The organism is Arthrobacter sp. M2012083 (assembly GCF_000281065.1).
Classification (GTDB): domain Bacteria; phylum Actinomycetota; class Actinomycetes; order Actinomycetales; family Micrococcaceae; genus Arthrobacter.
The window spans coordinates 94699-119355 of the sequence record NZ_AKKK01000022.1; the positions used below are offsets into that span (position 1 = coordinate 94699).

A 24657-nucleotide genomic window follows, 5' to 3' on the forward strand; every position below is an offset into this window, starting at 1 on the left:
GGGGTTTCAGTCGTTCCAGTCGAAGAAGCCTTTGCCCGTCTTACGTCCCAGCTCGCCGCGCGCCACTTTGTCGCGGAGGATCTGCGGCGGAGCGAAACGGTCGCCCAGCGTGGAGTGAAGGTACTCGGCAATGCCCAACCGGACGTCCAAACCAACGATGTCCGTGGTCTTGAGCGGACCAGTGGGGTGCTTGTAACCGAGGACCATGGCAGCATCGATGTCTTCCGCCGACGCCACGCCCTCTTCCACCATGCGCATCGCCTCAAGGGCAATGGCGACGCCGAGCCTTGAGGACGCAAAACCCGGAGCGTCATTGACGACGACGGCGGTCTTGCCGAGTGCCTCAGTCCAGCTTTTCGCGGCCTCAGCCAGTTCGGGAGACGTTTCCTTGGCCAACACCACCTCAATGAGGGTTGACGCGGGCACAGGGTTGAAGAAGTGCAGACCGACGAAGTTCGCGGGGCGGCGAAGCTCGTTGGCTAGCCCCGTGACCGACAGCGAGGACGTGTTCGACGCCAGGTAGGCATCGGCAGACAAGTGGTCCTCCACGGCCTTCAGTGCTGTGACTTTGAGGTCGTAGTCCTCAGGCACTGCCTCCACAACGAGGCCGCAGTGGATGAAGGATTCGTAGTCCGTGGAGGTACTGAAGCGGGACATTGCTTCTTCGGGGGTTTCGCTTAGGGTGCCGCGGGCGGCGGACTTGGCTACGGCATCAGCCACGCGACCCTGCGCTCCAGCCGCTGCCTCGTGATCGCGTTCAACCACGATCACGGTGGCGCCCTTGGTAAGGAACGCGTGAGCGATACCAGCACCCATACGGCCACCGCCAAGGACTCCAACAACGTGCGGGATGGCGGGAACTTCGGTCATTTCTGGGTCCTGTCTTGCGTCGGGGCGGCGGAGTCTTGCGAACCTTTGGCCGACTTCTTGTCGAGGAAGGCCTGCATGCGGTCGAACTTGGCCTGAGATTCAAAGAGGATCCCCTGGGCAAGGGTATCGATCAGCGGGTGGGCCTCGGCGGGGGCATGGAACACCGATTTTGTGATGCGCACGGCCAAGGGATCCTGTCGTCCAATGCGGTCGGCCAGCTTGTGTGCTGCATCCATGAGTTCGGGGGCCTCGTGGATCTCGGTGATGAGGCTGATCCGCAGTGCTTCCTCTGCGCGCAGGACGGCTCCGGCCAGGAGGATCTCCTTGGCCTTCGGCTCTCCCACCAACTCCTTGAGCCGCCAGCTAGCACCGGCGGCAGCAAGGATCCCAAGCCCCGTCTCAGGGTTGCCGATGCGGACACTCGGCGTCCCAATGCGGAAGTCGGCAGCGTAAGCAAGCTCGGCGCCGCCGCCCAGGCAGTACCCATCCAAAGCCGCGATGACCGGCATGGGCAGCTTGGCAATGCGGACAAAGATCGTTGAGTTGATCCCCTGCAACGCGTCGTCCCTGCGCCGTTCGCGCAGCTGTCCAATGTCGGCACCGGAGGCGAAAACGCCTTCGGTACCGGCAATGATCAGTACCTTCGGGTTGCGTTCCAGCTCGGCGCACACCTGGTGAAGTTCTTCCACCATCTTCTGGTCGATCGCGTTGCGGACCTCGGGTCTATTCAAAAGAACCGTGAGGCGGTCTTCGCGTTCTTCCAGGAGGAGAGTGGTGAAGTCGTCCGGGTTCAGGGCCATTACACGCCTTCCAGCAGCATCGCGGTACCTTGCCCAACGCCGATGCACATGGTTGCCAGGCCAAGCTTCGGTCCAGTGGTGGAGGCGAGTTCGCGCTCCATGCGGCCCAGCAGCGTGATCGCAATACGCGAACCGCTGGAACCCAGCGGGTGCCCCAAACTGATGGCGCCGCCGTCGTTATTCACTATGTCCGGGTTTAGTCCGAGGCGTCGCATGCTTGCCAACGATTGGGTAGCGAAGGCTTCGTTGAGTTCTACTGCGCCCAGTTGATCCACTGTGAGGCCGGAACGTGCCAGAACCTTTTGGGTGGCGGGGACCGGGCCGATGCCCATGATTTCCGGTTCGCATCCAGCCGAAGCGCCGTCGATGATACGGGCGCGGGGCGTCAGGCCAAACTTTTTGATGGCGGCCTCAGAAGCGACGATGATGGCCGAGGCGCCGTCGTTGAGCGTTGATGAGTTGCCGGCGGTGACCACGGAACCTCCAGGGACGACGGGCCGCAAACCGGCCAAAACGTCCATGGTGGTGCCTTCTCGGGGGCCCTCATCAGTGTCCACCACGGTCTCCGACTTTCGGGTCTTCACGGTGACGGGGACAATCTCGTCCTTGAACCGGCCACCGGCGATGGCAGCCAGCGCAAGCTCGTGGGAGCGGACAGCAAAGGCGTCAGCATCCTCGCGGGAGATGTTGTCCACGCGGCCCACTTCTTCCGCCGTTTCGGGCATGGAGTAGGTCATTTTGCCGTCGCGGGAAAGCTCGCCCTTGGTGAAAAGCGGATTGGCGAAGCGCCAGCCGATGGACGTATCGAAGATTTGGCCGGGCTTGGCGAACGCCGTAGTCGGCTTCTCCTGCACCCAAGGTGCCCGGCTCATGGACTCAACGCCACCAGCGACCACGATGTCGGCGGCTCCGGACTTGATCATCTGGCTGGCCATGATGATCGCGCTGAGGCCCGAGGCGCACAGGCGGTTCACTGTGATGCCGGGGATGTGGAGGGGAAGTCCGGCCAGAAGGGTGGCCATGCGGGCCACGTTCCGGTTTTCCTCGCCCGCGCCGTTGGCATTGCCGAGAATTACCTCATCTATGGAGTCAGGGTCGACGCCGGCACGTGCCACCGCTTCCCGGACCACCAATGCTGCGAGATCGTCCGGGCGGACGGAGGACAATGCCCCACCGTAGCGACCTACAGGCGTGCGCGCGCCGCCAACAAGAAAAGCCTCGACCATGAGAACATCCTTCGCGAAGTGAAAGGGACCGGCTCGGAATAATATACCGACCGTTCGTTCTATAAAGATTACACGGCCCAGCGGGCCGGTCAACAGCTGAGTCCTCAGTTACGGACCAGCGGAGACCGGCCCCAGCCCGGATCAGACCACCCGGATCCCCAAGTGGCCGGCCAGCAGCGGCGCCATGAGGCTCAGCTGATAGTCGTCGATCACCACTCCTGCGAGCCCTGCCAGACCATTGATTCCGCGGAAATCCGAGGTGCGCAGATCCACGTCCTTCAGCTTGGCACCTGTGACATCCAACGTGCCGATAGTGCAGTTCTTCAGTGCCAACCGCGTTCCGGTGCAGGCCCCGAGGTCGAGCTCGTTGATGATGCAGTCGGAGATCTGGATGTCCATGAGCTTGGAGCCGCGCAGGTTCACATAGTCCAGCTTGCCGCCGTCGATACGGACGGAGCGCCAGTTGCCCTCATAAAGTTCGGCAGACCCCCACCTTGGATTGGTAATCTCCACGTCCTGCCAGGAAGTCCTGGCCGCCATGAAGACCGGGGCATAGGGCTCGGAAAAGATGCACTCGCGGAAGGTTGCACCCCGCAGTTGCGTTTCATTGAAGGAGACACCATTCAGCTCACATTCCATGAAATCCGCGCCGCTCAGTTCCTCTCCGTCGGCAGAAACCCGGGTGAGCCTGACGCCGTCGTACCGTTCGCCACGCTGGAAGTCCGGGGCGTCGTCGTCACGCAACTCGTCCAACCGCACAGGCGAAATCTTAGGTGCCGCAACCTTCGCTGCCCCCATCAGAGCGATTCCGCTTTGGCGGCGATCTCAGCCAGGTCCTTGCTGAGGGCCTTGCGGGTCATGTTCATCCCGATCTTCCCGAACAGGGCCATGCCCACCTTGCTGATGAGCGAGGGTTTGACCATCTCGGCGCCGAAGTTCAGCGTCAGATCTGTGCCGCCGTCGCGCTCGTTCAAGGTGAAGCGGGTGGTGTAGTCCGCGCCGCCCTGGTGCGCCTTGACCGTGGTGCTCTGCGGAGGGTCGGTCTCGGAAACCCACATCTCAACAGTCTCCTGCTTACCCATCATGGTCCGGGTTTCCTTCCAGCGGGTACCTTCACCATAAGGACCCTCGCTGAGCATCTGGATTGAGTCGATGCCGGAGAGCGTGCCGGCCGAGCCGGGAATGTCCGAGATAACGGCCCAAACCTTCTCCGGGCTTGCGTTGACGTGCTGCGTCAGGGTGGTGGTGTGTTCCATACATCGAGCCTAGACCCGACCCCCGACACTCCCAACCGGGCTGGTCGTTGCGAGGCCCACTCTGCTCGACTCACCCCCCACATAACGCGCAAACCAGGCCCCACAACGGGAGGGGCACTCGTTGCGAGGCCCACTCTGCACGACTCACCCCCAACTTAACGCGCAAAGCAGGCCCCACAACGGGAGGGGCACTCGTTGCGAGGCCCACTCAGCACGACTCACCCCCAACATAACGCGCAAACCAGGCCCCACAACGGGAGGGGCACTCGTTGCGAGGCCCACTCAGCACGACTCACCCCCAACATAACGCGCAAAGCAGGCCCCACAACGTGAACGGCGCGCGCCCCCAAAAGGAGGCACGCGCCGTCGGACGTTGAAGCGTTGAAGCGTGAGCCTTAGCTGAACAGCTCGCTCTTGGGCTCGTTGTTCTTGACCTTCTGCCATCCGAGCCACAGCACCAGGGCGAAGAACGGAATGGTCGCGAGGGTCCACAGGCCAAGCAGGAAGACCTCGCCTGTTTCCTTGTCGGTTATGGAGTCGAAGCCGATCAACACGGTGATGGCCAGCAGGGCGATGAGACCCACCCAGCTGGTCCACGGCGAACCGGGCATCGGCAGGCTGGAGACGTTTCCGCGCTTCTTCCGAAGGGCGATCTGGCTTGCGAAGATTGAGCCCCACGTGAAGATCACGCCGATGGATGCAGTGTTCAGCGCGAGGTCGAACGCGTGCGAGCCACCCAGCCAGATGTTGAGCAGGATACCCACGAGGTAGACGCCACCGATCGCCAGGATGGCCGCGTACGGCACGTGGCGTGTGGACATCTTGGTGAGCCACTGCGGGGCGTGGCCGTTGTTGGCCATGGTGCGGAAGATTCGGCCGATCGAGTACAGGCCCGAGTTGCAGGAGGACAGTGCGGCGGTGATGACGATCATGTTCATGACGTCGCCCATCCAGCCGAGCCCCATCTGGCCGAACACGGTAACGAACGGCGAGGTGCCGGCCACGTACTGGTCGGACGGCAGCAGCATCGCGAGCAGGGTCACCGAACCGACGTAGAAGACCACAATACGGACCACGACGGCGCGGATCGCCTTGGGAACTTCGCGTTCCGGGTTCTCCATCTCACCAGCAGTGATACCGACAAGCTCAATTGCGTTGTAGGCGAAGATCACGGCGTTGAGGACCAGGATCATCACCAGGCCGCCCTTGGGGAACATGCCGCCGTCTTCGTGGAACAGGTTTGCGACGGACGCGTTGCCGTCGCCCACCTTGGCGTTGGTGACAACCATGAACGTGCCAACGGCCAGGAAGATCACGATGGCCGCGACCTTGAGGCAGGATGCCCAGAATTCGAACTCACCGAACGCTTTGACGCTGAACAGGTTCACGGCCACCAGCAGCACCAACGCTGCGATGGCGGAGAGTTCAATGGGCACGTTGGGGAAGAAGAACTGGAAGTACAGGCCGATCGCGATGAGCTCAGCGATGCCTGTCATGGCCCAGTTGATGAAGTACATCCACCCGGAAAGGAAGGCGCCCTTCTTGCCGAACATTTCACCGGCGTAGCTCACGAAGGAGCCGGAGGTCTGGCGGTACATGATGAGTTCGCCGAGGGCGCGCATCAGCAGGTAAGCGATGACGCCGGCAATGGCGTAGGAGAAGATCAGGACAGGGCCGGTGGAGGCCAGACGGCCACCGGCGCCCATGAACAGGCCGACGCCGATTGCGCCACCCATGGCGATCATGGTGACGTGGCGGCGGCTCAGGGTCTTCTGATATCCCTCGGCGCTGAGGTTGGAGTCCGAGGCTACGGATGAGGCCTTGGAGCTCTGGAGATCTGTGGGAGTACTTTGCGGCACAGCTGTTCCTTGTGGGTTGGGGTGTTGCTGTAGGTGTTACACCCATGCCGGAACATGGGCGACTTTGGCACACATAATTCGAGCTTTTCCCCGTTAGAGGGCCCGAAGTGTGACAAAGAACGCAGAACGCCGAAGCTTCGCGCAACCCGTCTATCTTACGGGATTAACGCCAATGCCCGTGACGCAGGCAACAAGGGGCCGTGGAAAAGCGCCTCTCACGGCCGTTTCAGCACGATGTTCCCGGCCTCATCTGCGAAGACCTCGTAAGAGCTCAAGGGCTTGGTGCCTGTAGTGGAACATCCGCTGTCCAGCTCGAAGGCGTGCTGGTGAAGGGGACAGATGACCATGTCGTTGTCGATGGTGCCGTCGGCGATCGGACCGCCCTTATGCGGGCAGACACCCGAGACTGCCCGCAACGATCCGTCCCGTAACCTGAACACCGCCACCTGCTCGCCGTCCACTCCAAAGGCCCTGCCCTCCCCGAACGGAATTTGGTCAATTGGTCCCAAGACGCGTTGAACGTTCGATTCGACGGCGGGCGCGGACAGCGTGCTCATCGGACAGGCACCTGCGGCAGCACGGTCAACGGCAGGGAGGTCCGGAACTGCCCGGGCGTGAGTGGATCATGGCGTTCGCTCCAAGGATCGGCATAGGCATCCACCGAAGCTTGCATGGCTGCGTCCAACCGGTCGGCGATACCCTCTGAGTCGTCCAAAATGACCCTCCGAAGGTGTTCGATGCCTACCCGGGGCACAAAAGCGTAGGTTCGTTCCAACCAGTTGGCGTTCTCCCGGTAGTACTGCATAAACCGGCCTGCCAGGAGGGTAACCTCTTCGGGTGTATCCACCGTGACTAACAGATCTCCCTTGCGGATGTGGGCACCGGCCGCTCCGCCCACATAGATCTCCCATCGGCCACCTTCCACCGCAACTACGCCGACATCCTTGACCAGCGACTCCGCACAGTTGCGCGGACAGCCCGAGACCGCGAGTTTCAGCTTGGCCGGTGCCTCAATTCCCTGGAAACGGGACTCCAATCCAATGCCCAGGCCGGTTGAGTCACCAGTTCCAAACCGGCAGTAGTCCTTGCCAACACAGGTCTTGACGGTCCTAAAGCTCTTGCCGTAGGCGTATCCGGACGGCATGTCCAGATCAGCCCAGACCTGGGGAAGGTTCTCCTTGGGCACCCCCAGCAGGTCGATGCGTTGCCCGCCCGTCAGCTTGATCATGGGAATACTGTGTTTCTCGGCGACGTCGGCAATCCTCCGGAGCTGTTGGACCGACGTCACTCCGCCTTTCATCTGCGGGACTACGGAGAACGTGCCGTCTCGCTGGATGTTGGCGTGCACGCGGTCGTTGATGAAACGGGCGTCGCGTTCGTCAACGTACTGATCCGCCAGCATCATTTTCAGGAGGGACGCAAGGGCCATCTTGGATTTAGCGTCCTCGAGGCCGCCAGGCGCGAGCGCCGCGAACACCTGGGAAACGGAACGTAAACCCCGCGCCCGGATCTCAGCCATCAAAGCGGCCTTATCCAGCGGAATTCCGGGTACGTAATAGCTCGCTGCCGGATCTTCCTCCACAGTCCCACCCGCGGCCCATTCCACCACCTGGCTGACCATGAGCTTGCACGAACCGCAGCCTTTTCCGGCCCGTGTGGCGTCCATGGCCGCCGATACGGAAGTGCAGCCACTATGCACCGCAGCGACAAGGGCCCCTTTGGAAACCCCGTTGCAGTTGCAGACCTGCGCGTTGTCAGCCAGTTCGGCCACGCTCTCCTCTTCACCCGGTGAGCCGAGATCGAACATCAGCGAGAGCCGCTCCTCCGGGAGGGGCAAGCCCTCATCAAAAGCCTGGGTCAGGTAGGCCACCTTCCGGCTGTCCCCCAACAACGTGGCGCCCACCATTTTGTTGTCGCGGATGACAATCGACTTGAACACGCCCCGGCCGGGTTCCGAGAACACGATATGTTCATCCGTCTCCCGCTCCGGACCGGCAAGCCCCATGGACGCAACATCGACGCCGGCCACCTTCAGTTTGGTGGCGGTCCGGGAGCCCAGATACACTGATGAACGATCCACCCCCGTGACCTGATCAGCCAGCACGGCGGCCTGCTCCCACAATGGCGCCACAAGTCCGTACACCTCGCCGCGGTGCTGTACGCACTCCCCTACGGCGAAGATATGGTCTTCATCCATGACGCGCAGGTGGTCGTCCACCACGATGCCCCGCTCCACGGCCAGGCCACTCACGACGGCGACATCCACGTTGGGTCTGATGCCTGCGGTAACCACCACCATGTCGCAGTCGAGCTCGCGTTGATCGCGAAGGCTCACTCCGGTGATTCGCTCCGTACCAAGGATGGCCGTGGTCCGGCTTCCGGTGTGCACCTCGATGCCCAGCGCCTCGACGCTCCGGCGCAGTATTGCACCGCCGTCGGGCCCCAATTGCGAGTTCATCAGATGCCCGCCGGAGTGGACCACCGCAACGTCCATTCCGTTGGCCTGCAAGCCGTGGGCGGCTTCCAGCCCGAGCAGGCCGCCGCCGATCACCACTGCCCGGCTATGGTGCTCGTTGCGGGCGAACTGAATCATCTTCCGGGTATCGTCCAACGTCCTGAACGTGAAGACACCGTGCCTGATAGCACCACTGGGGGCATAGGCACCTTCCATGGGCGGCAAGTGCGAGCGGCTGCCGGTTGCGATGATTAGGTCGTCATAGGGCTCCACGCGTCCGTCCGCGGCAAAGACGTGCTTGCTGAACTTGTCGATGCGGTCCACCCGGGCACCCGCATGCAGGGTGATGTTGTTCTGCTGGTACCAAGGAAGAGCGTTGAGGAAGATGTCCGCATCGCTCTCCTCACCGGACAGGACATGGCTAAGCATGATCCGGTTGTAATTCCCATAGGGTTCGTCGCCAAACATGGTGATGTCGAAGAGCTCAGAGCCGCCTCTGGCCAGGATTTCCTCCACGGCCCGGGCTCCAGCCATTCCGTTGCCGATGACCACCAGCCGCCGGCGCATCAGTGCTCCACCATCCCAAGGTCCACCACAACGGAACCCCTGACGCCGGCAGGTGCCACGATGAACAGTTCAATCATGGAGCCCCCTTCAATGTCCTCCACTACCCTCAGCGGAACGTGGACGTCGCTTTTGGCTCCGATGGGGAAGTAGCGCATGGGAACGCCGTCGCGCATGAGGACCACGGTGATGAGCTCAGGACAGGAATTCCCGCCGCGGAAGTACAGCGTCTGGTTTACGACGCCGTCCGGGACAAAGTGGGCCAGCTCGCTGTGCAAGGGGACCGGCTTTTCCATGCCGATGCCTTCGAACGCGTAGATGCCTTGGAGGAAGAGGTTCTTGGAGATCACGGAAGTTCCTTTCGGCCGGCTTCCTTCCATGGTGCTCCGCCCGTGTTTCAATACGCCTGCCGCCGTGTTTCGGCCTGCATGACAGGCAGTAACGATCGCTTTGCAGGCGCCTCACCAGGGCGCCTTATCCGGCAGGGTAGCGGCCCGAGCTACAGCAATTCGCCGCCCTGCATCCCGTACCTGACCCAATGCCCGCCCGTGCCGACCGGACCGCGGCGGTGTTCGACGGCGACATCGGCGCGTGCGCAGCGGTCAAACCAATCGCCCACTGCACGGTCGTGGCTCACGATCACCAAGGTCCCCTCGAATGAGGCGAGCGCTGCCTCCAACTGCTCCACCAGCACCGGCGCCAAGTGGTTGGTGGGCTCGTCCACGACCATGGTGTCGTAGCGGCCCAGAAGAAGCCGGGCAAGGGCGAGCCTACGCTGCTGGCCGGCTGAAAGACTCCCGACGGGGACATGGAACTCAGCAGGCCGGAACAGCCCCAGCCGCAGCAAGCCCTCCGCATGTTCGTCGATGTTCCCACCCAGCCCCGCAGCGAACGCAGGAAGCAAGCGCAGCCCTGGCCGCACGGGCACTTCCAGTTCCTGTTGCAGATAACCCACCCTGCCGTTCACCGTGACAGACCCGGTGGTTGGCTCCAGCGTCCCGGCAAGGATCGACAACAGCGTGGATTTGCCCGCACCGTTTGGACCGGTGATGAGCAGTTTTTGTCCGGCTTCCACCCTGAGGTGGGTGGGCCGGAGTCGGCCGGGGGCGCTGATGCCGTGAGCTTCAAGCGCAGGTTCGGACGCCGCCAAGGCTGTAACGCCCAGCGGTGCTGCAAGTTTGAGCGGCACGGGCGGCCGGTCCACCGGATTGTCCTCTAGCCTGCGGAGCCTTTCCTGGGCATTGCGGACCTTGCTGGCCGCCGCCCGCTGCCACGTCCCCGCTTTGAAGTCGAAACCCATTTTGTCGTTGTCGCGTTTGCGGGCGTAGCCCATGCCATCAGCCACTGTGGCGGCTTGGAGTCGTTCGGCGGCCATGGCGTCCAGCCATTCTTCGTACTGCTGGATCCACCGCGCGCGTTCGGCGGCCTTCTCCCGGAGGTAGCCTTCGTAACCATTCCCGTAGCGGTTCACGGACCGCCGGTCAGCGTCCACCTCAAGAATGGTGGTGGCGACCTTCCGCAGCAGGACACGGTCATGTGAAACCACCACCACCGTTCCACGGTGCGCAGCCAACCGCGACTCGAGCCAAGCAGTACCACTCGCATCCAGATGGTTGGTGGGCTCATCCAGGAGCAACGCTTCGGCTGGATCGGCCAGCAGGCAGGCGAGCGCTACCCGCTCCTGCTCGCCTCCGGACAAAGATCCAAGCGTTCGACGGCGGTCCAAGCCTCCCAGCCCCAACTTGTCCAGCGCTGCTTCCACCCGGGACTCGGCGGCGTAGCCCTCACGGAGTTGGTATTCGGTTTGCAGGCTTCCGTAGAGCTCGAGTTCCTCAGAATCAGCGTCGGCAAGGCCGGATTCCAGTTCCAGGATGCGCGCCTCCAAGGAACGCAGGGAAGACAAGGAAGTGTCTATGGCATCTCCCACGGTCAGGGACTCGGAGAAACCATGCGTTTGCGCGAGGTATCCCACACGGTAGCCGGGGTTGCCGGATAAACCTGCTGTGCCGTCGTCAGGCGTTTCAACGCCGGCCATAAGCCGGAGCAGGGTGGATTTGCCGGCTCCGTTTTCGCCGACGATTGCCACGTGTTCGCCGTGGTGGATGGCGAGGTCAACGGCGTGGAGAAGTTCGCGGTCCCCGTAGCCGTGGGAAACGCCGGAAAGGTGAAGGTGGTCAGTCAAGAGAATCCTCGCAGGTCCGCAATGGGTGGCAGAAAGCCGTGTGGGTACTGGGGATGCAGCCGGGAAGAGGGGCTGCGCTCAAGACTTCATCGCTCCAGAGTGCCCGGCAACAGAAGTTCCGTCAAGGCGTGACACCAAAGCTGACACCAATAATGCCCCTAAACCCTTGATATGACACCACAGTGGCGTCACAATGGTGTCATGCAGTTAAACCCGTACGTCGCCACCCTCAAGCAGCAGCTGGAAACCGTAGCCGAGGCTGGCGGCCCGGAAGCGCGGGCCATCAGTGAGCGGCTCACCGCGGCGCTCGAATCCACAGTGCGACTGGTCCTCCTCGAGGCCCTTTCCGACGCCGCCAACGACATCACCCTGGAGTTGGCGCCCGGCTCCGTGGAGGTCAGGCTCCGAGGCCGCGACCCCGAGTTCGTGGTCAGCAACCCGCACGGCGACAGCGACTTCGAAGCAATGATCGAACAGTCAATACGGGGCAACATAGCGTCGGAAGACTTCGACGGCGCCAGTACTTCACGGACCACGCTCCGCCTTCCGGATCAGCTCAAGCAACAGGTCGAAGCAGCAGCAAGCCACGACGGCCTGTCCGTGAACTCCTGGTTGGTCCGGGTAGTCGCCGACGCCCTCAACGGACGCTCCTCAAGCAACCGTGGTACGCGCGGTGAACCGGGCGAGCAAAACTTCACGGGATGGGCACGCTAGTGGCAACCTTCCAGACACCCCAGCCGATCGCCGTCGTCGTTGACGTTTCCGTACGTGCCGACATCCGGGCAACTGCCCGTGACGGCAAAGACACCGTGGTCAATGTACGGCCCCGCAAGGAAAAGCGAAGCCTGGACGTCAGGATGGCCGAGCAAACCACTGTGGACTATTCGGACGGCCGCTTGCAGGTCAGGCTTCACCCCGGGTTCCGCCACAGCTGGTTCAGCGACGGCGGCGCGGTGGAGATCACACTGGAGGTTCCCATTGGCAGCAGCCTGGAGCTGAAGTCCGCAATGGGAGACCTCCGCTGCGACGGCGAATTCGGCAGTGCTGACCTACGGACCGACTTGGGCCACATAAACATCGATCACTGCGGCGAGCTGCGGGCGCATACCGACATGGGCGACATCACGGTGGAGCGCGCGTCGGGCCGGTCCAGGATAAAGACCGGCTCAGGCAAAATCCGCATCCGTGACATCGACGGACTTGCCACCGTAAAGAACGGCAACGGCAGTACGTACATCGGGCACGCTTCCGGTGAACTCAGCGTCAGCGCAGCCAATGGCGACATCTCGCTGGGGCATGCCGGCCTTTCCACTACAGTCAAGACGTCCAGCGGTGACATTACCGTGGGCGAAGTGGCCGCCGGCAGCCTTACTGTCCAAACCGCTGCCGGCACACTGGCCGTCGGCGTGCGTGAAGGCACAGCCGCCTGGCTTGATCTCAGCACGAAGTACGGGCGCGTTCGCAACGCCCTTCAAGCCACCACGGGACCGGGCGACACTACGGACAAGGTGGAGATCCGCGCCCGCAACGCTTATGGCGACATCGCAGTGACCCGGTCGCCCGTCAGTGCCCAATAGCCATGGCTACACGGTGGCGACGGCCCGCTTCCGTCGGGCCTTGGCGAGTCGCGTGCCGATCAGTCCCTGCCTCGGACTGAACAGATACACGGCGCCGAACACCACGCCTTGGGTGAGGACCACCATGGCTCCCGACGCCGTGTCCAGGTAGTAGCTGAGGTAGATCCCGGCCACGGAGCACACCACAGAGATCACAGGGGCAATGACCATCATCCGGGAGAAGCGGTCGGTCAGCAGGTACGCCGTGGCACCTGGAATGATCAGCATGGCCACCACCAGCACCACACCTACGGTCTGCAGGGCCACCACCGATGTCAGCGCCAGAAGCCCAAGGAGCAGGGCCCCGAGCCTTTTGGGTGACAGGCCGATGGCGTGGGCGTGCGTAGGGTCAAAGGCGTAGAGCGTGAGGTCGCGGCGCTTGAGGATCAGGATCGCAAAGGCCACGACGCCCAAAACCACCACCTGGATAAGGTCAGGGACACTGACGCCCAGCAGGTTTCCGAAAATGATGTGGTTGAGGTCAGTCTGGCTCGGAGTCACAGAGATCAGCACCAAGCCCAGCGCAAAGAGCGAGGTGAACACGATGCCGATCGCAGCGTCTTCCTTCACCCGGCTTGTATTGCGGACTACCCCAATCAATGTCACCGCGATCAGCGCGAATACCAACGCGCCCAGCGCGAACGGCGCACCCACAATGTACGCGAGGACGACGCCGGGAAGCACCGCATGCGAAACGGCATCGCCCATGAGGGACCAGCCGATGAGGACCAGCCAGCAGCTCAGAACAGCACAGACGACGGCAGCGATGGCAGTCGTTGCCAGGGCACGGACCATGAAGTCGTAGCTGAGGGGCTCCAGCAGGAATTCCATGGCTAACCCCTGTTCATGACATCGAGGCCAAAAGCCATGGCCAGGTTCTCCGGCTGGAGCACGGTGTCCGGGCTTCCATGCATCAGCACCTTCCGCATCAGCAACACTGCTTCATCGCACAGTTGGGGCAGGGCATGGAGGTCATGGGTGGAGATGAGGATGGTGGCGCCGTCCTCCGCCAGCTCACGGAGGAGCCTGGTGATGGTGGCTTCCGAGCGCTTGTCCACGCCCGCGAACGGCTCGTCCAGCAGCATCATGGTGGCCCCTTGGGCGATACCCCGGGCCACGAAGGCCCGCTTCTTTTGCCCCCCGGACAACTGTCCGATTTGCCGGTCGGCGTACTCGCTCAGCTCCACGCGTTCCAAGGCATGCTCGACGGCGTCCCGGTCGGCTTTGCGGGGCCGGCGCGTCAATCCCAAATGCCCGTAGCGGCCCATCATCACCACGTCCCGGACGGACAAGGGGAAGGCCCAATCAACGTCTTCGCTTTGGGGGACGTAACCGATGCCGGCGTCCTTGCGCATCTTTACCGGGGGTTCGCCGTTGATGAGCACCCTGCCGGAATCGGGCTTCACCATGCCCATGATGACCTTGAACAAGGTGGACTTGCCCGAGCCGTTCATGCCCACCAGCCCGCAGATCCGCGAGTGTTCCAAGCTCAGGGACGCAGAGTCCAAGGCCAGGACCTCGCCGTAATGGACGGTGACGTTCTCAACAGCGATCGCGGGAGTGCTCATGGCGTCCCTCCGGTGAGTGCAGTGGTGATGACTTTGGCGTCGTGACGCATGAGGTCAAGGTAGGTGGGGACGGGGCCATCCGCTTCGGAAAGGGAATCGACGTAGAGCGTCCCGCCGAACTTGGCATCGGTGGCACCCACTACCTGTTGCATCGGGGCGTCAGAAACTGTGGATTCACAGAACACCGCCGGAACCTGGTTGTCCTTGACGAATTCGATGGCCCGCGTAATCTGCTGTGGCGTGGCCTGCTGTTCAGCGTTCACGGCCCAGATGTAGACCTCTTTGAGGCCGGCATCGCGGGCCAGATAGGAGAATGCGCCTTCACAGGTGACCAACGCCCTCTGCTTCTCCGAGAGTACGGACAGCTTGGACACCATCTCATCCTGCACAGTTTGGAGCTGGGCGTTATAAGCCTTCGCGTTGGCCTCAAACCCGGCAGCGTGGGAAGGATCCAGCTTGGCGAACGCCTTGGCCATGTTGTTGGCGTAGATCTGGACGTTCTTGGGCGACATCCACGCGTGCGGGTTCGGCTTGCCTTGGTAGGAATCCTCGGCGATGGGCATGACGTCCACACCATCACTGACGACGGCGTGCGGCACATCGAGGTCTTCCACGAACTGGGCAAACCAGGCTTCGAGATTGAGTCCGTTGTCCAGGATGAGATCGGCTTGGGCAGCTTTCCGAATGTCACCCGGGGTTGGCTCATAGCCGTGGATCTCAGCTCCGGCTTTGGTGATGGACTCGACGCGTAGCTTGTCTCCGGCAACATTCCTGGCGATGTCGGCCAGAACCGTGAAAGTGGTGAGGACCACGGGCTTGTCATCTTCTCCCGCAGAGGAGTTCCCGCCACAGGCGGAGGCTCCAAAGGCAAGGGCGATCGCGGTCAGGACAGCAGCGAAACGGCGGACATCTTTGGCGCGCCGAAACGAAAAGTTAGGCATACCGAAAAGTGTAGCTAAGCATGGCCCTCGCAGCAAAGCTAGGCTGGTCACATGGGCACTCTTTCCACCAAGGCACCTTTGTACAGATTCACTGCCCTGGATGCCATCGCCGTTACAGCCTATGTGGGCTTTACCGCCTACTTCCTGCTGGCTGGCCAGACGCTCAACCGGCTGATGCTTCAGCTGTTCACCGACCCGGCCACAGCGTCCTATGCCGTCAACGCGATCTTCTATGCCGGCGTCGGAATATTTGCAGTGGCGTCCGCTTGGCGCGTCGTGGGCCGCGATCTCAAAATCCTGGGGACCCGACCGTGGTTCACGCTGGGCATGATCCCTTTGGCCTTGGTGGTAATGCTGATTCTTACAGCCATTCTGGTGGCGGCGTTCGGGACCGCCCAAAGCTCCGAGAACCAACTGGGCATCCAAGGCATGCTGCAACAGGTGCCGGCGTGGCTGATGGTGCCATTGCTGGTCATCCTGGGCCCGTTCGTGGAGGAATATCTCTTTCGGCACCTCCTGATCGGCAAGTTGTCGCAGTACCTGAACATCTGGGTTTGCTGCGTGATTTCCGTGGTGGTGTTCTCGTCCATCCATGTAGTGGGCCGCGAAGGGCTCGCCTTGTCTGCGCTGGCTCCATATCTGGGGATGGCCGTGGTGCTGGTGGCCGTTTACGTCTGGACGGGCAAGAACCTGATGTTCTCCTACTTTGTCCACGCCGCCAAGAACCTCATGGCCGTGGTCCTGATCTATGCGGTACCGCCCGAACTGCTCCCCAGCTAGGTCGCACTTCCGGTGGTACTCAGCCGCCCTGGAAAACGGCCTGATCTGCGGCTCAATTGGGCAACCCGGACGGAAGTTGACCGCAACTCCCTACCCAGCCACCCGCCGTCGGAATACCTTGTAGAGCATGACACTGAACATCCAGGTAGTAGTCGATTGCAAGAAGCCGCACGACCTCGCCGATTGGTGGGCTGAGACCCTCGAGTGGAACGTCGAGCCGCAGGACGAGGCGTTCATCCGGTCCATGATCGAACAGGGCTACGCCACCGAAGACCAGACCATTACGCACAACGGCAAGCTGGTGTGGGCGGAGGGCTGCGCGATCGTACCCGCCGAAGACACGGACCCCAAGACCGGACGGCGAATCCTGTTCCAAACGGATCCCAACGAAAAGTCTGTCAAGAACAGGGTGCACTGGGACGTCCGTCTGGACGACCGGGACAAGGATGACGTGCGGAAACAGCTCGAAGCGCGCGGCGCCAAGCACCTGTGGACCGCCAACCAGGGACCCCACGAATGGCACACCATGGCCGACCCCGAGGGCAACGAGTTCTGCATCAGCTAAGGCCATTACTAGACTCGGACTGTGAACAACCAACTCCCTGCCAAGGTTTCCGACGTCTTTGACCCCTCACGCTGGCGCACAGTTTCCGGCTTCGACGACTTCAAGGACATGACCTACCACCGGCAGGTTGAGCGTTCAACGGACGGCACAGTCAAGGACCTCCCCACGGTCCGCATCGCCTTCAACCGGCCCGAGGTCCGCAACGCGTTCCGCCCGGGTACCGTGGACGAGCTCTACCGGGCCATGGATCACGCCCGCATGACGCCGGACGTCGCCACAGTCCTCCTCACAGGTAACGGACCTTCAGAGAAGGACGGCGGACACTCGTTCTGCTCCGGCGGCGACCAGCGGATTCGTGGCAGGGACGGCTACCGCTACGCCGACGGGGATACACAGGAAACCATCGACCCCGCCCGCGCCGGACGCCTCCATATCCTGGAAGTCCAGCGGCTCATGCGGACCATGCCCAAGGTGGTCATCGCGGTCGTCAACGGTTGGGCGGCCGGGGGCGGCCACTCGCTGCACGTAGTCAGCGACCTCACCATCGCCTCGCGCGAGCACGGCAAGTTCAAGCAGACGGACGCAACCGTGGGAAGTTTCGACGCCGGTTACGGCTCGGCGCTGTTGGCCCGCCAGATCGGGCAGAAAGCCGCGCGGGAGATCTTCTTCCTGGCCCGCGAGTATTCCGCGGAGGACATGGTCAGGATGGGCGCCGTGAATGAGGCCGTTGACCACTCCCGCCTCGAGGAAGTTGCTTTGGAGTACGCGGCGGACATCGCCCGCCAGTCACCGCAGGCCATCCGCATGCTCAAGTTCGCTTTCAACCTGGCCGACGACGGCTTGGCCGGCCAGCAGGTCTTCGCCGGTGAAGCCACCCGTCTCGCGTACATGACAGACGAAGCCGTGGAGGGCAAAGAGGCGTTCCTACAAAAGCGCGACCCCGACTGGTCCAGCTTCCCCTACTACTTCTAGGACCTCGTGAACATCGATCCCATTTTGAAAGCCCTGATGGCCGCCCTCCATGGCGAGGGCCCCGCCGTCGAAATAGTGGTGGATGAAAACGGCGAGCCACGGGCTGTTCCGGTGGAGACCGGCGTCGAAGAGGCAGCCGTGCTGGTCCGCACCTCCGGTTCCACGGGCACGCCCAAGGCAACCGTACTGACCATCGACGCCCTGGCCGCTTCCTCTGTTTCCACTGCCGTGGCCTTGCGCGGCGAAGGTCAGTGGTTGCTGGCGCTCCCGCTGCAGTATGTGGCCGGAGTGCAGGTGCTGGTCCGCTCGCTCTACGCAGGCACGCGCCCGTGGGTCATGGACCAGTCGAATGGCTTCACGCCCGAGGCCTTCACGGCCGCCGCCGAGGAACTGACCGACAAGATCCGGTTTACTTCCCTGGTGCCCACGCAACTGCAACGGCTCCTCGACTCCCCTGCGCCGGAAACCCTGGCCGTGCTGCGCCGCTTCAACGCGATCCTGCTGGGCGGCGCTCCCGCATCCGCTGAACTCCTCGCCGCCGCCCACGCCGAGGGGCTTAAGGTGGTGACCACTTACGGCTCGGCCGAGACATGCGGCGGGTGCGTTTACGACGGCGAGCCGTTGGACGGCGTCGAGGTCCGCATCGGTGAAGGCGAACTGGAAGGCCGCATCCTGCTTGGTGGCGACACAGTGGCAGCGGGCTACCTGGACGCCGCCCGCGCCTCGAAGGCGGCATTCTTCGAGGAGGACGGCGTGCGCTGGTACATCACCGGCGATCTTGGCGAGCTGTCCAACGACGGCAAGCTCACCGTACTGGGGCGCGCCGATGACGTGATCATCACCGGAGGCGTCAAGGCCTCCGCCGCTTACATCCAAGGCAAGCTGGAAGAGCTCGACGGCGTCACCGCGGCTTTCGTGGCCGGAGTCCCGTCGCGGGAATGGGGCCAAGCTGTGGCGGCTTACGTTGCCGTGACTGATCCGTCGCCCGCTGGCCTTGAGGGCTTCACAGCCCGCAGGGAGGAAGTACTAGGCGTCCTGGCTCCCAAAACAGTGTTTGCCGATAATGAATTGCCGATGCTTCCCAACGGAAAGCCGGACCGTATGGCCATGATTGACCGGCTTTCCGAGCTGCATCAGGGACAATAGACAAGTTCTTCCCTCCGCCCCCCTGACTAAGATCAACCGCGAAATACACGAGGTACTACACGTGGCGACAGCTGCACAATGGATTCAAGGAGCCCGGCTCCGCACACTGCCCGCGGCCATCGCGCCGGTCCTCATCGGTTCGGCAGCGGCGTACGAGCTCCACGCTTTCCGGCTGCCGAACGCGATCCTGGCAGCATTGGTGGCTCTCCTGCTTCAAATTGGCGTGAACTACGCCAACGACTACTCCGATGGCATTCGCGGCACGGATGAGGACCGCGTGGGCCCCCTCCGTTTGGTTGGTTCAGGAGCCGCGAAGCCGGAGCAGGTGAAGTGGGCTGCCTTTGCCCTGTTCGGGGCGGCGATGGTTTGCGGCCTCATCCTGGTGATCATGACCCAGGCATGGTGGCTGATCCTGGTAGGTATCGGGTGCATCCTGGCGGCTTGGGGCTACACCGGCGGCAAGAACCCTTACGGCTACCTGGGCTTGGGCGACGTCTTTGTTTTCGTATTCTTCGGACTCGTGGCCACCCTTGGAACCACCTACACCCAGGCCGGGCAGGTCAGCCTCGCCGCGGTCATCGGGGCGATCGGTACCGGACTCATCGCCTGTGCACTGCTAATGGCCAACAACGTCAGGGACATTCCCACGGATGCGGCCGCTGGAAAGCGGACCTTGGCAGTCCGCCTGGGTGACCGGCATGCCCGCGAAAGCTACGTCCTGATGCTGGCTGTGGCCATCCTGCTCGTGATCGTCCTGGCACCCACCAAGCCGTGGATGCTGATCGTGCTGCTGCTGATTCCGGCCTGCCTGATGCCGGCCTGGCTCATGGTGAACGGCAAGAAGCGCAAGAGCCTCATCCCGGTTCTCAAGCAGACCGGCATGATCAACCTCGGCTACAGCCTGTTGTTCTCGCTGGGACTCATCCTGAGCCGCGGCTTCTAAGTTCCATACAAGTAACGCCCCTAAGAAGTTTTCTTGGGGGCGTTAGCTTTACACAAAAGTTCTAGGCAGTGCCCGGGCGTTTGTCGTTGTTCACGGCGATGTCCGGGTTCTTCTCCACCAAGCCGTCCTCGACGGCGGCGTCTTCAACCTCACCGGCAGTACGGATGGGCTTCGCCCGCCCGGAGAAACGCTCGCGCATGGCTGCCGTGGCGGCGTCGCGCTGTTTCTGGAAGAACAGGTAGCTGATAGCGAAGGCAATCAGCCCGGCGAAGACCACGGCAAGGATCCAGCCCACCCCCAAAAAGGCGAACAGCACGAACAATGGCACGAACAGCACCAGACGGATGAGGGAATACTTCAGGAAAGCCACCATCCAAGTTTAGCCGCCCGGATGGTTGCACTCTGATCACAGCCGGAACAGGGCGTCCAGTGATTGGCTTCAGGCGACTAGACTTGGTGCATGCTCCGGGTTGTAGGCGTCGTTATAGTTCTGGTCATCTTCGTCTATGCCCTGGTGGATGTCATCCGCACGGACGGCAACCAAACACGTGGGATCTCCAAACCCGCGTGGATCATTGTGATGATCCTCCTGCCGCTGTTGGGAGCAATCCTCTGGTTCATCTTCGGCCGGCCCTACGGCAAGCCCACTGCCAAGCCCGTACGCCGACAGCCCACAGCCCCGGACGACGATCCCGAATTCCTGCGCAACCTCGAAACCCGCCGCCGTAACCAGGCTGAAGAGGATCGCCTGAAGAAGCTCAAGGCAGACCATGATGCCAAGGAACGAGATACCAGCCACAAGCCAGAGGATGGCAGCGGCGACGCCAAAAACAACGGTTTCAACCCCGGCGACGCCAAGCGCAGCGAGCCGGATCCCCATGACACGGACGAGCTGAAGTAGGCAAACATGGCCCAGCAATCTGATGGACCACGGCAGTCACCCTCCTCCACACCATCAGTCAGCGGGCCCGCATCACCCTCCGCACCGCCCCCACGTCCAGGTATTTCCTTGTCCACGCCGCCCCCCATAGCGGCGGTTGTTCGTCCTCCCGGACCTGCACGCTGGTCACGCACACTCTGGGTAGCCAGTTTCGTGGCCGGAATAGCTGTCGTGGTGACAGGCTTTCTCGGCCGTGATCCCCAGTTCGAACGGCTGAAAGGCGTGATCGGAGGCATGGTCCCCGACGGCGACGCCGACGCAGTAGAGGGAGCCACCGCCGTCGTGTTCCTGGGAAGCCTCACCATGCTCGCGCTGGTAATAGCCATGGAAGCTATCCTGCTGGCGGTCCTCTTTAAACGCCGTATCTGGTCTCGCTGGGCCCTTGCCCCGTTGGTTCTGCTCCATGCCGTGGTCACAGTCATTACCGCCGATTTCCTGGTGGCCCCCGGCACGGACGGTGTCCTGACGATCGTGCTGTTGGCTGCCCAATTCATCCTGGCCGCAGCCGCCCTGATCCTGCTCTTTCTCCCGTCCACCACCACCTGGCTGCTTAGCGAACGGGTTCCTTAGGGAACGGCGGGCATAGCGGCCAACATCCCCTCGCAACTGCGAATGACTATGCGGCATGCGTCCAGTGCTGCCGGCTCAGTAAGCGGGTTCTCCGCGAGCAACCGCCAACGGTTCAAGCTGTTTCGCGCTGCCTCACTTATCTGTTCCGGGCTTGCGTCCGCATCCAGGCCCAACCTCAGCGGTGGCGTGCTGCCACGGCCGCCCACCAACCGCTCAGCCTCTGCCGATTGCCCCGGAGCCAGGTTCAGGCCTTCGCTCCGGAGTGTTGCCAGGAGTTTCAATTCCCGGAACTCGTGGGCTCCCGTTCGAAGCTTTTCCACGTTGGCTTCCAAAAGCACCGCCACCTCTTTGCGCGAACTGCGCAGCAGCGCTTCCAAACCTACGACGGCGGCACGCGCCTTGAGTGCGTCCGCTCTCGTCTGGAACAGGTAGGCGATGTTGTCCAACAGCTGGCCAAGTCCGCTACGCCGCGCCAGCTCATGGGCAAGTTCCGTCGGATTGCTGACGCCACCTTGGATCAGGGCAACACCAAGGCGTATCCCGAAAAGGCCGAACCTTAGAACGAGGGACGCTTTTGCTGCCGTGTCCAGACCATCGGGGTGGCCGGCACGGACAAAAAGGTCCGCTGACAGCATCAGTCTTTCCCGCTGGTTTCTCTCCATCTGCGCCAACAGCCGCATGGACTCGAAATCGGTCTGGCGCATGGTCCTCGAACTTTGCGCCAGCAAACCGGCAACCGGGACAACACCCAAGGCAAGGGGTCTGAGGTTCTGGTCACGACTGTATCTGTCAGCGATCACTGCTGCGGAAATGAGGGAATCGATTCTTCCCGCGCCGATCTCGTCAGCCCGTGACAGGACCGCCAAGGCGTTCACAGTCCCGGATTGGCCTGCGGCGGTGTCCTTGAAAGACTCCAGGAATCGGACATCCGATGCGTGGAGATGCCGCATGAGATAGATGACGGCATCGGCGGCCACAGGAGCGTCTTCGGGGAGGAGGAACTCCGTGGACCGGCTTGAAACATCCTGTGACAAGGAAGCGATCCCGGGGGTGTCGATCAGCGTAAGCTCCCGCAGGCTTGCCGATGGCCAGTCCACGACCATCCGCTCCACGTCATCGGCCCGGACATTATCCAGGTTGAAGATCAATCTGCCGTCTTCGCGGGTGACGGGGAGGGATTGGGGTTCCCCGACAATCGGATGGAGCGTGATCCTGGGTGTGTGCCCATAGCGGTACCACGTGACGATCCGGGTGCATTCCCCGGCGTCCGTGGGGGCGATTTCCTCCCCGATGATGGCGTTGAGCAGTGTTGATTTGCCGGCCTTGACCATGCCCGCCACAGCTATCCTCAAAGGACCTTCCAGCCTGTCCTCCAGCTCATCCACCACTGCGAGCGCCGCTGCGTCGTCGTGGAAGACCTCCCTTGCTTGCCGGAGCAGGTCGGCGGCTCCGGCAATGCCCGACTCGATCATCCCGCCGGGACCGAGGTAGGCGCTGTTGTGGCCTGGGTTGCGGGGACTGTCTGCGGCGCTGGCGGCTCTTCCTGCAGCTGCTGAGAAGCTTTGGCCAGGGCATCCACTACTTTGAGCTGATTCCGAATGTCTTTGATTCTCGTGTCCCGCTCAACGGCGTAGGTAGCTGCCGCTTTCTGCGCGGCCGCCACTGACTCCGTCAGGGAACGGTGGTGCTCCTCGGCGATTTCCGTGAAGTGGTCCCGTGTGGCCCGCTGAACCAGCCGCAGCCTGTCCTTGAGCTGCTTTCCTACTTGGAAGACAACATCGTCCACGTGCTTCCGGACCAGGATCTTGGCTTCGGATTGCCGTTGCTTGAGCCTGGCCTCTTTGTCTTCCCGGTAGGCTTTCCGTCCCAGCATCAGGCCGGCCCCCACGGACAGCGGGTTGATAAGTGCCATCCCAAAGATGCCTGTCAGCAGGCCAAACATCAGCACGCCCCCGTAGGACCCGCGCATCCCGATCAGCACCTTCTGCAGCGGCCCGAGCTTGCCGTCTTCCATGTCCTGGATGTCTGCGACGGGGTCCAGTACACCGCCGGTATCGGCTACCCTCAAGGCGGGGAGGGCCACCTCATCTTCTGAGAAGTGCTCCGCCACTTGCGTGGCCAACCATTGAGCACGCTCGCTGGTCCACACGAAGGTATCCGATACCGCCGCTGCCGTGCTCTGTTCCAGCCACTGCGTGAACTGCTCCCAAGCAGGTCCCGGGTCGCCTTGGTCTATGGCAATTTCGGCCTCGCGTTGTATCCTGCGCAGCCTGTCCCTCAGGTCATATTCCATGTCGGCGATGAGGTCGCCTATGCCATCGTTGAGCGTAATCTGCCAACGGGCCGAGCGTTTGCGGAGGGCATCGGCGTCTTCCTTTGCCGCGTTCAGGCCGGCGATCATCTGCGGAGTTCCCGCCGGATTCTCCAGGGCTGCCAACTCCGATTGCAGCGCCAGCCTGAGGTTTTCGCTGACGGTCAACAGGTCATTGCTCACGGATTTGCGTTGGATCCTGGCCGCTCCGCCCACAATGTTGTTCCGCAGGTGGGCGATCAGCGCCGGAAACCCCGATTCGGCGTTCAGCTCGGCGTCCTGCAGCCGCGCCGCATGGAGTCGCAACTGCGAGGACACTGGAAACAACGGAATATCAGGGCCGACCTCGGCCAGGTGCTTCCGGTCCAGCTCCGCGATCTGGCGCCAACTCGGATATAGGTCAGTCTTGGACAGCACGCACAGGACGTTGGGGCTGATGCGCATCGCTTGACGCAGGAAGCGCATCTCAGGCTCGGTGAATTCCTGGGAAGCATCGGAGACGAACACCATGGCGTGCGCCGATGGCAGGGCAGTCAGCGTGGTCAAGGTGTGTGTTGAGCCGAGGCCACCAACGCCCGGAGAGTCCACGATCGTCAGTCCGCCGGTGAGCAGTTTCCGGGGCAGGGAAACTTCGGCCGCCACGATGTTCTTCGAGTTGCCCGGGTTGCCCTTTTCGGAGACGTATTCCGCGAGCTGATCCAGCTGCACTGGTTGCCGTTCCAACCCGCTCTCTTGCCCGCTTGCGTCCCCTTCCGGGTCCGTGCCATGTTGGCCGGGGACAAGGACAACGGCCGACGCCGGGTCCCCCTGCCGTACGACGGTGGGGACGGAGGTGGCGATGTCGTCATCAACCGGGCAGACAGGCGCGTTGACCAAGGCGTTGATGAGTTGGCTCTTGCCTTGTTTGAACTCGCCCACCACCATGACGCGGACGCTTGGATCGCGCAAGCGGTTGAGGGTGCTTTCCAGTCGGCGCCTGAGGTCATTCCGGTCCCCCACCAGCGCCATGCCCTGCTCAACCAACGTGGTCATGTGTCCTGTGTCCGCCACGGTCTGTCCTTTGCTCTGCCTGCCTCGCCGATGAGGCCACGAA

The 24657-nt window shown here is 62.5% G+C and carries 25 protein-coding genes; 9 read left to right on the forward strand and 16 right to left on the reverse strand.

Annotation, left to right across the window (positions count from 1 at the left end):
- Window positions 1-6: 6 nt before the first annotated feature.
- From A477_RS0111390 to A477_RS0111435, 10 genes are all read right to left on the reverse strand, one after another.
- Complete coding sequence (locus A477_RS0111390) at window positions 7-870, reverse strand: 3-hydroxyacyl-CoA dehydrogenase family protein (RefSeq protein ID WP_017199119.1); 864 nt, start codon at window positions 868-870, stop codon at window positions 7-9.
- Window positions 867-1670, reverse strand: coding sequence for an enoyl-CoA hydratase/isomerase family protein (locus A477_RS0111395; RefSeq protein ID WP_017199120.1), 804 nt, complete (start codon window positions 1668-1670; stop codon window positions 867-869). The genes A477_RS0111390 and A477_RS0111395 overlap by 4 nt, the downstream gene beginning before the upstream one ends.
- The gene (locus A477_RS0111400; RefSeq protein ID WP_017199121.1) at window positions 1670-2896 is read right to left on the reverse strand and encodes a thiolase family protein; all 1227 of its coding nucleotides are present in this window, start codon (window positions 2894-2896) and stop codon (window positions 1670-1672) included. The genes A477_RS0111395 and A477_RS0111400 overlap by 1 nt, the downstream gene beginning before the upstream one ends.
- Window positions 2897-3037: 141 nt before the next feature.
- Window positions 3038-3694 (reverse strand): pentapeptide repeat-containing protein, encoded by a 657-nt coding sequence (locus A477_RS0111405; protein ID WP_017199122.1) that lies wholly within the window; start codon window positions 3692-3694, stop codon window positions 3038-3040.
- Window positions 3694-4152 carry an SRPBCC family protein gene (locus tag A477_RS0111410; RefSeq protein WP_017199123.1) on the reverse strand — a complete coding sequence of 153 codons (459 nt, stop codon included), beginning with the start codon at window positions 4150-4152 and terminating at the stop codon, window positions 3694-3696. The genes A477_RS0111405 and A477_RS0111410 overlap by 1 nt, the downstream gene beginning before the upstream one ends.
- 395 nt (window positions 4153-4547) lie before the next feature.
- Entirely contained in the window at window positions 4548-6011 is a 1464-nt protein-coding gene (locus A477_RS0111415; RefSeq protein ID WP_017199124.1) for an amino acid permease, read from the reverse strand.
- A 215-nt stretch (window positions 6012-6226) separates the two neighbouring features.
- On the reverse strand, window positions 6227-6568 hold the full coding sequence (locus A477_RS0111420) for a Rieske (2Fe-2S) protein (protein ID WP_017199125.1): 342 nt from the start codon (window positions 6566-6568) through the stop codon (window positions 6227-6229).
- A complete protein-coding gene (nirB, locus tag A477_RS0111425; RefSeq protein ID WP_017199126.1) occupies window positions 6565-9033 on the reverse strand; it encodes a nitrite reductase large subunit NirB in 2469 nt (822 codons plus the stop codon). Before nirB ends, A477_RS0111420 begins: the two co-directional genes overlap by 4 nt.
- A complete protein-coding gene (locus A477_RS0111430) occupies window positions 9033-9380 on the reverse strand; it encodes a hypothetical protein (RefSeq protein WP_026005546.1) in 348 nt (115 codons plus the stop codon). Before A477_RS0111430 ends, nirB begins: the two co-directional genes overlap by 1 nt.
- 149 nt (window positions 9381-9529) lie before the next feature.
- Window positions 9530-11212, reverse strand: coding sequence for an ABC-F family ATP-binding cassette domain-containing protein (locus tag A477_RS0111435; protein ID WP_017199128.1), 1683 nt, complete (start codon window positions 11210-11212; stop codon window positions 9530-9532).
- A 201-nt stretch (window positions 11213-11413) separates the two neighbouring features.
- Here A477_RS0111435 and A477_RS0111440 point away from each other — a divergent pair, with 201 nt between their 5' ends.
- Window positions 11414-11926, forward strand: a complete 513-nt coding sequence (locus A477_RS0111440; RefSeq protein ID WP_017199129.1) for a hypothetical protein — start codon at window positions 11414-11416, stop codon at window positions 11924-11926.
- The gene (locus A477_RS0111445; RefSeq protein ID WP_044568740.1) at window positions 11914-12789 is read left to right on the forward strand and encodes a DUF4097 family beta strand repeat-containing protein; all 876 of its coding nucleotides are present in this window, start codon (window positions 11914-11916) and stop codon (window positions 12787-12789) included. Before A477_RS0111440 ends, A477_RS0111445 begins: the two co-directional genes overlap by 13 nt.
- A gap of 6 nt (window positions 12790-12795) precedes the next feature.
- On the opposite strand, the gene A477_RS0111450 is transcribed toward A477_RS0111445, so the two are convergent.
- From A477_RS0111450 to A477_RS0111460, 3 genes are read right to left on the reverse strand one after another with little or no spacing between them, the layout of a single operon-like run.
- Window positions 12796-13659 carry a metal ABC transporter permease gene (locus A477_RS0111450; RefSeq protein WP_017199131.1) on the reverse strand — a complete coding sequence of 288 codons (864 nt, stop codon included), beginning with the start codon at window positions 13657-13659 and terminating at the stop codon, window positions 12796-12798.
- Window positions 13660-13661: 2 nt separating this feature from the next.
- A complete protein-coding gene (locus A477_RS0111455; RefSeq protein ID WP_017199132.1) occupies window positions 13662-14396 on the reverse strand; it encodes a metal ABC transporter ATP-binding protein in 735 nt (244 codons plus the stop codon).
- A complete protein-coding gene (locus tag A477_RS0111460; RefSeq protein ID WP_017199133.1) occupies window positions 14393-15337 on the reverse strand; it encodes a metal ABC transporter substrate-binding protein in 945 nt (314 codons plus the stop codon). Before A477_RS0111460 ends, A477_RS0111455 begins: the two co-directional genes overlap by 4 nt.
- 51 nt (window positions 15338-15388) lie before the next feature.
- Between A477_RS0111460 and A477_RS0111465 the strand changes: the two genes are divergently transcribed.
- From A477_RS0111465 to A477_RS0111485, 5 genes are all read left to right on the forward strand, one after another.
- Entirely contained in the window at window positions 15389-16117 is a 729-nt protein-coding gene (locus A477_RS0111465) for a CPBP family intramembrane glutamic endopeptidase (protein ID WP_017199134.1), read from the forward strand.
- A 127-nt stretch (window positions 16118-16244) separates the two neighbouring features.
- Window positions 16245-16682 (forward strand): VOC family protein, encoded by a 438-nt coding sequence (locus tag A477_RS0111470; protein WP_017199135.1) that lies wholly within the window; start codon window positions 16245-16247, stop codon window positions 16680-16682.
- A 21-nt stretch (window positions 16683-16703) separates the two neighbouring features.
- Window positions 16704-17654, forward strand: coding sequence for a 1,4-dihydroxy-2-naphthoyl-CoA synthase (locus tag A477_RS0111475; protein WP_017199136.1), 951 nt, complete (start codon window positions 16704-16706; stop codon window positions 17652-17654).
- A 6-nt stretch (window positions 17655-17660) separates the two neighbouring features.
- Window positions 17661-18800 carry an AMP-binding protein gene (locus tag A477_RS0111480; RefSeq protein WP_017199137.1) on the forward strand — a complete coding sequence of 380 codons (1140 nt, stop codon included), beginning with the start codon at window positions 17661-17663 and terminating at the stop codon, window positions 18798-18800.
- Between the two features lie 61 nt (window positions 18801-18861).
- Window positions 18862-19743: a 1,4-dihydroxy-2-naphthoate polyprenyltransferase gene (locus A477_RS0111485; protein WP_017199138.1), complete on the forward strand. Its 882-nt coding sequence runs from the start codon at window positions 18862-18864 to the stop codon at window positions 19741-19743.
- Window positions 19744-19804: 61 nt separating this feature from the next.
- Here the strand turns inward: A477_RS0111485 and A477_RS0111490 are convergent, their stop codons facing one another.
- Window positions 19805-20116, reverse strand: coding sequence for a DUF4229 domain-containing protein (locus A477_RS0111490; protein ID WP_017199139.1), 312 nt, complete (start codon window positions 20114-20116; stop codon window positions 19805-19807).
- 87 nt (window positions 20117-20203) lie between these two features.
- On the opposite strand from A477_RS0111490, the gene A477_RS0111495 reads away from it, so the two are divergent.
- Together A477_RS0111495 and A477_RS0111500 are read left to right on the forward strand one after the other, a co-directional pair.
- Window positions 20204-20644, forward strand: a complete 441-nt coding sequence (locus A477_RS0111495; protein WP_017199140.1) for a PLD nuclease N-terminal domain-containing protein — start codon at window positions 20204-20206, stop codon at window positions 20642-20644.
- A gap of 192 nt (window positions 20645-20836) precedes the next feature.
- A complete protein-coding gene (locus A477_RS0111500; protein ID WP_237715788.1) occupies window positions 20837-21253 on the forward strand; it encodes a hypothetical protein in 417 nt (138 codons plus the stop codon).
- Here the strand turns inward: A477_RS0111500 and A477_RS0111505 are convergent.
- Both A477_RS0111505 and A477_RS0111510 read right to left on the reverse strand, forming a co-directional pair.
- Window positions 21250-22725 carry a dynamin family protein gene (locus tag A477_RS0111505; RefSeq protein WP_017199142.1) on the reverse strand — a complete coding sequence of 492 codons (1476 nt, stop codon included), beginning with the start codon at window positions 22723-22725 and terminating at the stop codon, window positions 21250-21252. The two genes, A477_RS0111500 and A477_RS0111505, sit on opposite strands and share 4 nt — an antisense overlap.
- A complete protein-coding gene (locus A477_RS0111510) occupies window positions 22722-24596 on the reverse strand; it encodes a dynamin family protein (protein ID WP_237715789.1) in 1875 nt (624 codons plus the stop codon). The genes A477_RS0111505 and A477_RS0111510 overlap by 4 nt, the downstream gene beginning before the upstream one ends.
- Window positions 24597-24657 lie beyond the last annotated feature (61 nt).

Bases quoted from the DNA above. Each gene is read 5' to 3' on its own strand.
- A477_RS0111390 (WP_017199119.1), bottom strand. From the start codon at position 870: ATGACCGAAGTTCCCGCCATCCCGCACGTTGTTGGAGTCCTTGGCGGT.
- A477_RS0111395 (WP_017199120.1), bottom strand. From the start codon at position 1,670: ATGGCCCTGAACCCGGACGACTTCACCACTCTCCTCCTGGAAGAACGC.
- A477_RS0111400 (WP_017199121.1), bottom strand. From the start codon at position 2,896: ATGGTCGAGGCTTTTCTTGTTGGCGGCGCGCGCACGCCTGTAGGTCGC.
- A477_RS0111405 (WP_017199122.1), bottom strand. From the start codon at position 3,694: ATGGGGGCAGCGAAGGTTGCGGCACCTAAGATTTCGCCTGTGCGGTTG.
- A477_RS0111410 (WP_017199123.1), bottom strand. From the start codon at position 4,152: ATGGAACACACCACCACCCTGACGCAGCACGTCAACGCAAGCCCGGAG.
- A477_RS0111420 (WP_017199125.1), bottom strand. From the start codon at position 6,568: ATGAGCACGCTGTCCGCGCCCGCCGTCGAATCGAACGTTCAACGCGTC.
- nirB (WP_017199126.1), bottom strand. From the start codon at position 9,033: ATGCGCCGGCGGCTGGTGGTCATCGGCAACGGAATGGCTGGAGCCCGG.
- A477_RS0111440 (WP_017199129.1), top strand. From the start codon at position 11,414: ATGCAGTTAAACCCGTACGTCGCCACCCTCAAGCAGCAGCTGGAAACC.
- A477_RS0111445 (WP_044568740.1), top strand. From the start codon at position 11,914: ATGGGCACGCTAGTGGCAACCTTCCAGACACCCCAGCCGATCGCCGTC.
- A477_RS0111450 (WP_017199131.1), bottom strand. From the start codon at position 13,659: ATGGAATTCCTGCTGGAGCCCCTCAGCTACGACTTCATGGTCCGTGCC.
- A477_RS0111455 (WP_017199132.1), bottom strand. From the start codon at position 14,396: ATGAGCACTCCCGCGATCGCTGTTGAGAACGTCACCGTCCATTACGGC.
- A477_RS0111460 (WP_017199133.1), bottom strand. From the start codon at position 15,337: ATGCCTAACTTTTCGTTTCGGCGCGCCAAAGATGTCCGCCGTTTCGCT.
- A477_RS0111465 (WP_017199134.1), top strand. From the start codon at position 15,389: ATGGGCACTCTTTCCACCAAGGCACCTTTGTACAGATTCACTGCCCTG.
- A477_RS0111470 (WP_017199135.1), top strand. From the start codon at position 16,245: ATGACACTGAACATCCAGGTAGTAGTCGATTGCAAGAAGCCGCACGAC.
- A477_RS0111490 (WP_017199139.1), bottom strand. From the start codon at position 20,116: ATGGTGGCTTTCCTGAAGTATTCCCTCATCCGTCTGGTGCTGTTCGTG.
- A477_RS0111495 (WP_017199140.1), top strand. From the start codon at position 20,204: ATGCTCCGGGTTGTAGGCGTCGTTATAGTTCTGGTCATCTTCGTCTAT.
- A477_RS0111505 (WP_017199142.1), bottom strand. From the start codon at position 22,725: ATGATCGAGTCGGGCATTGCCGGAGCCGCCGACCTGCTCCGGCAAGCA.
- A477_RS0111510 (WP_237715789.1), bottom strand. From the start codon at position 24,596: ATGACCACGTTGGTTGAGCAGGGCATGGCGCTGGTGGGGGACCGGAAT.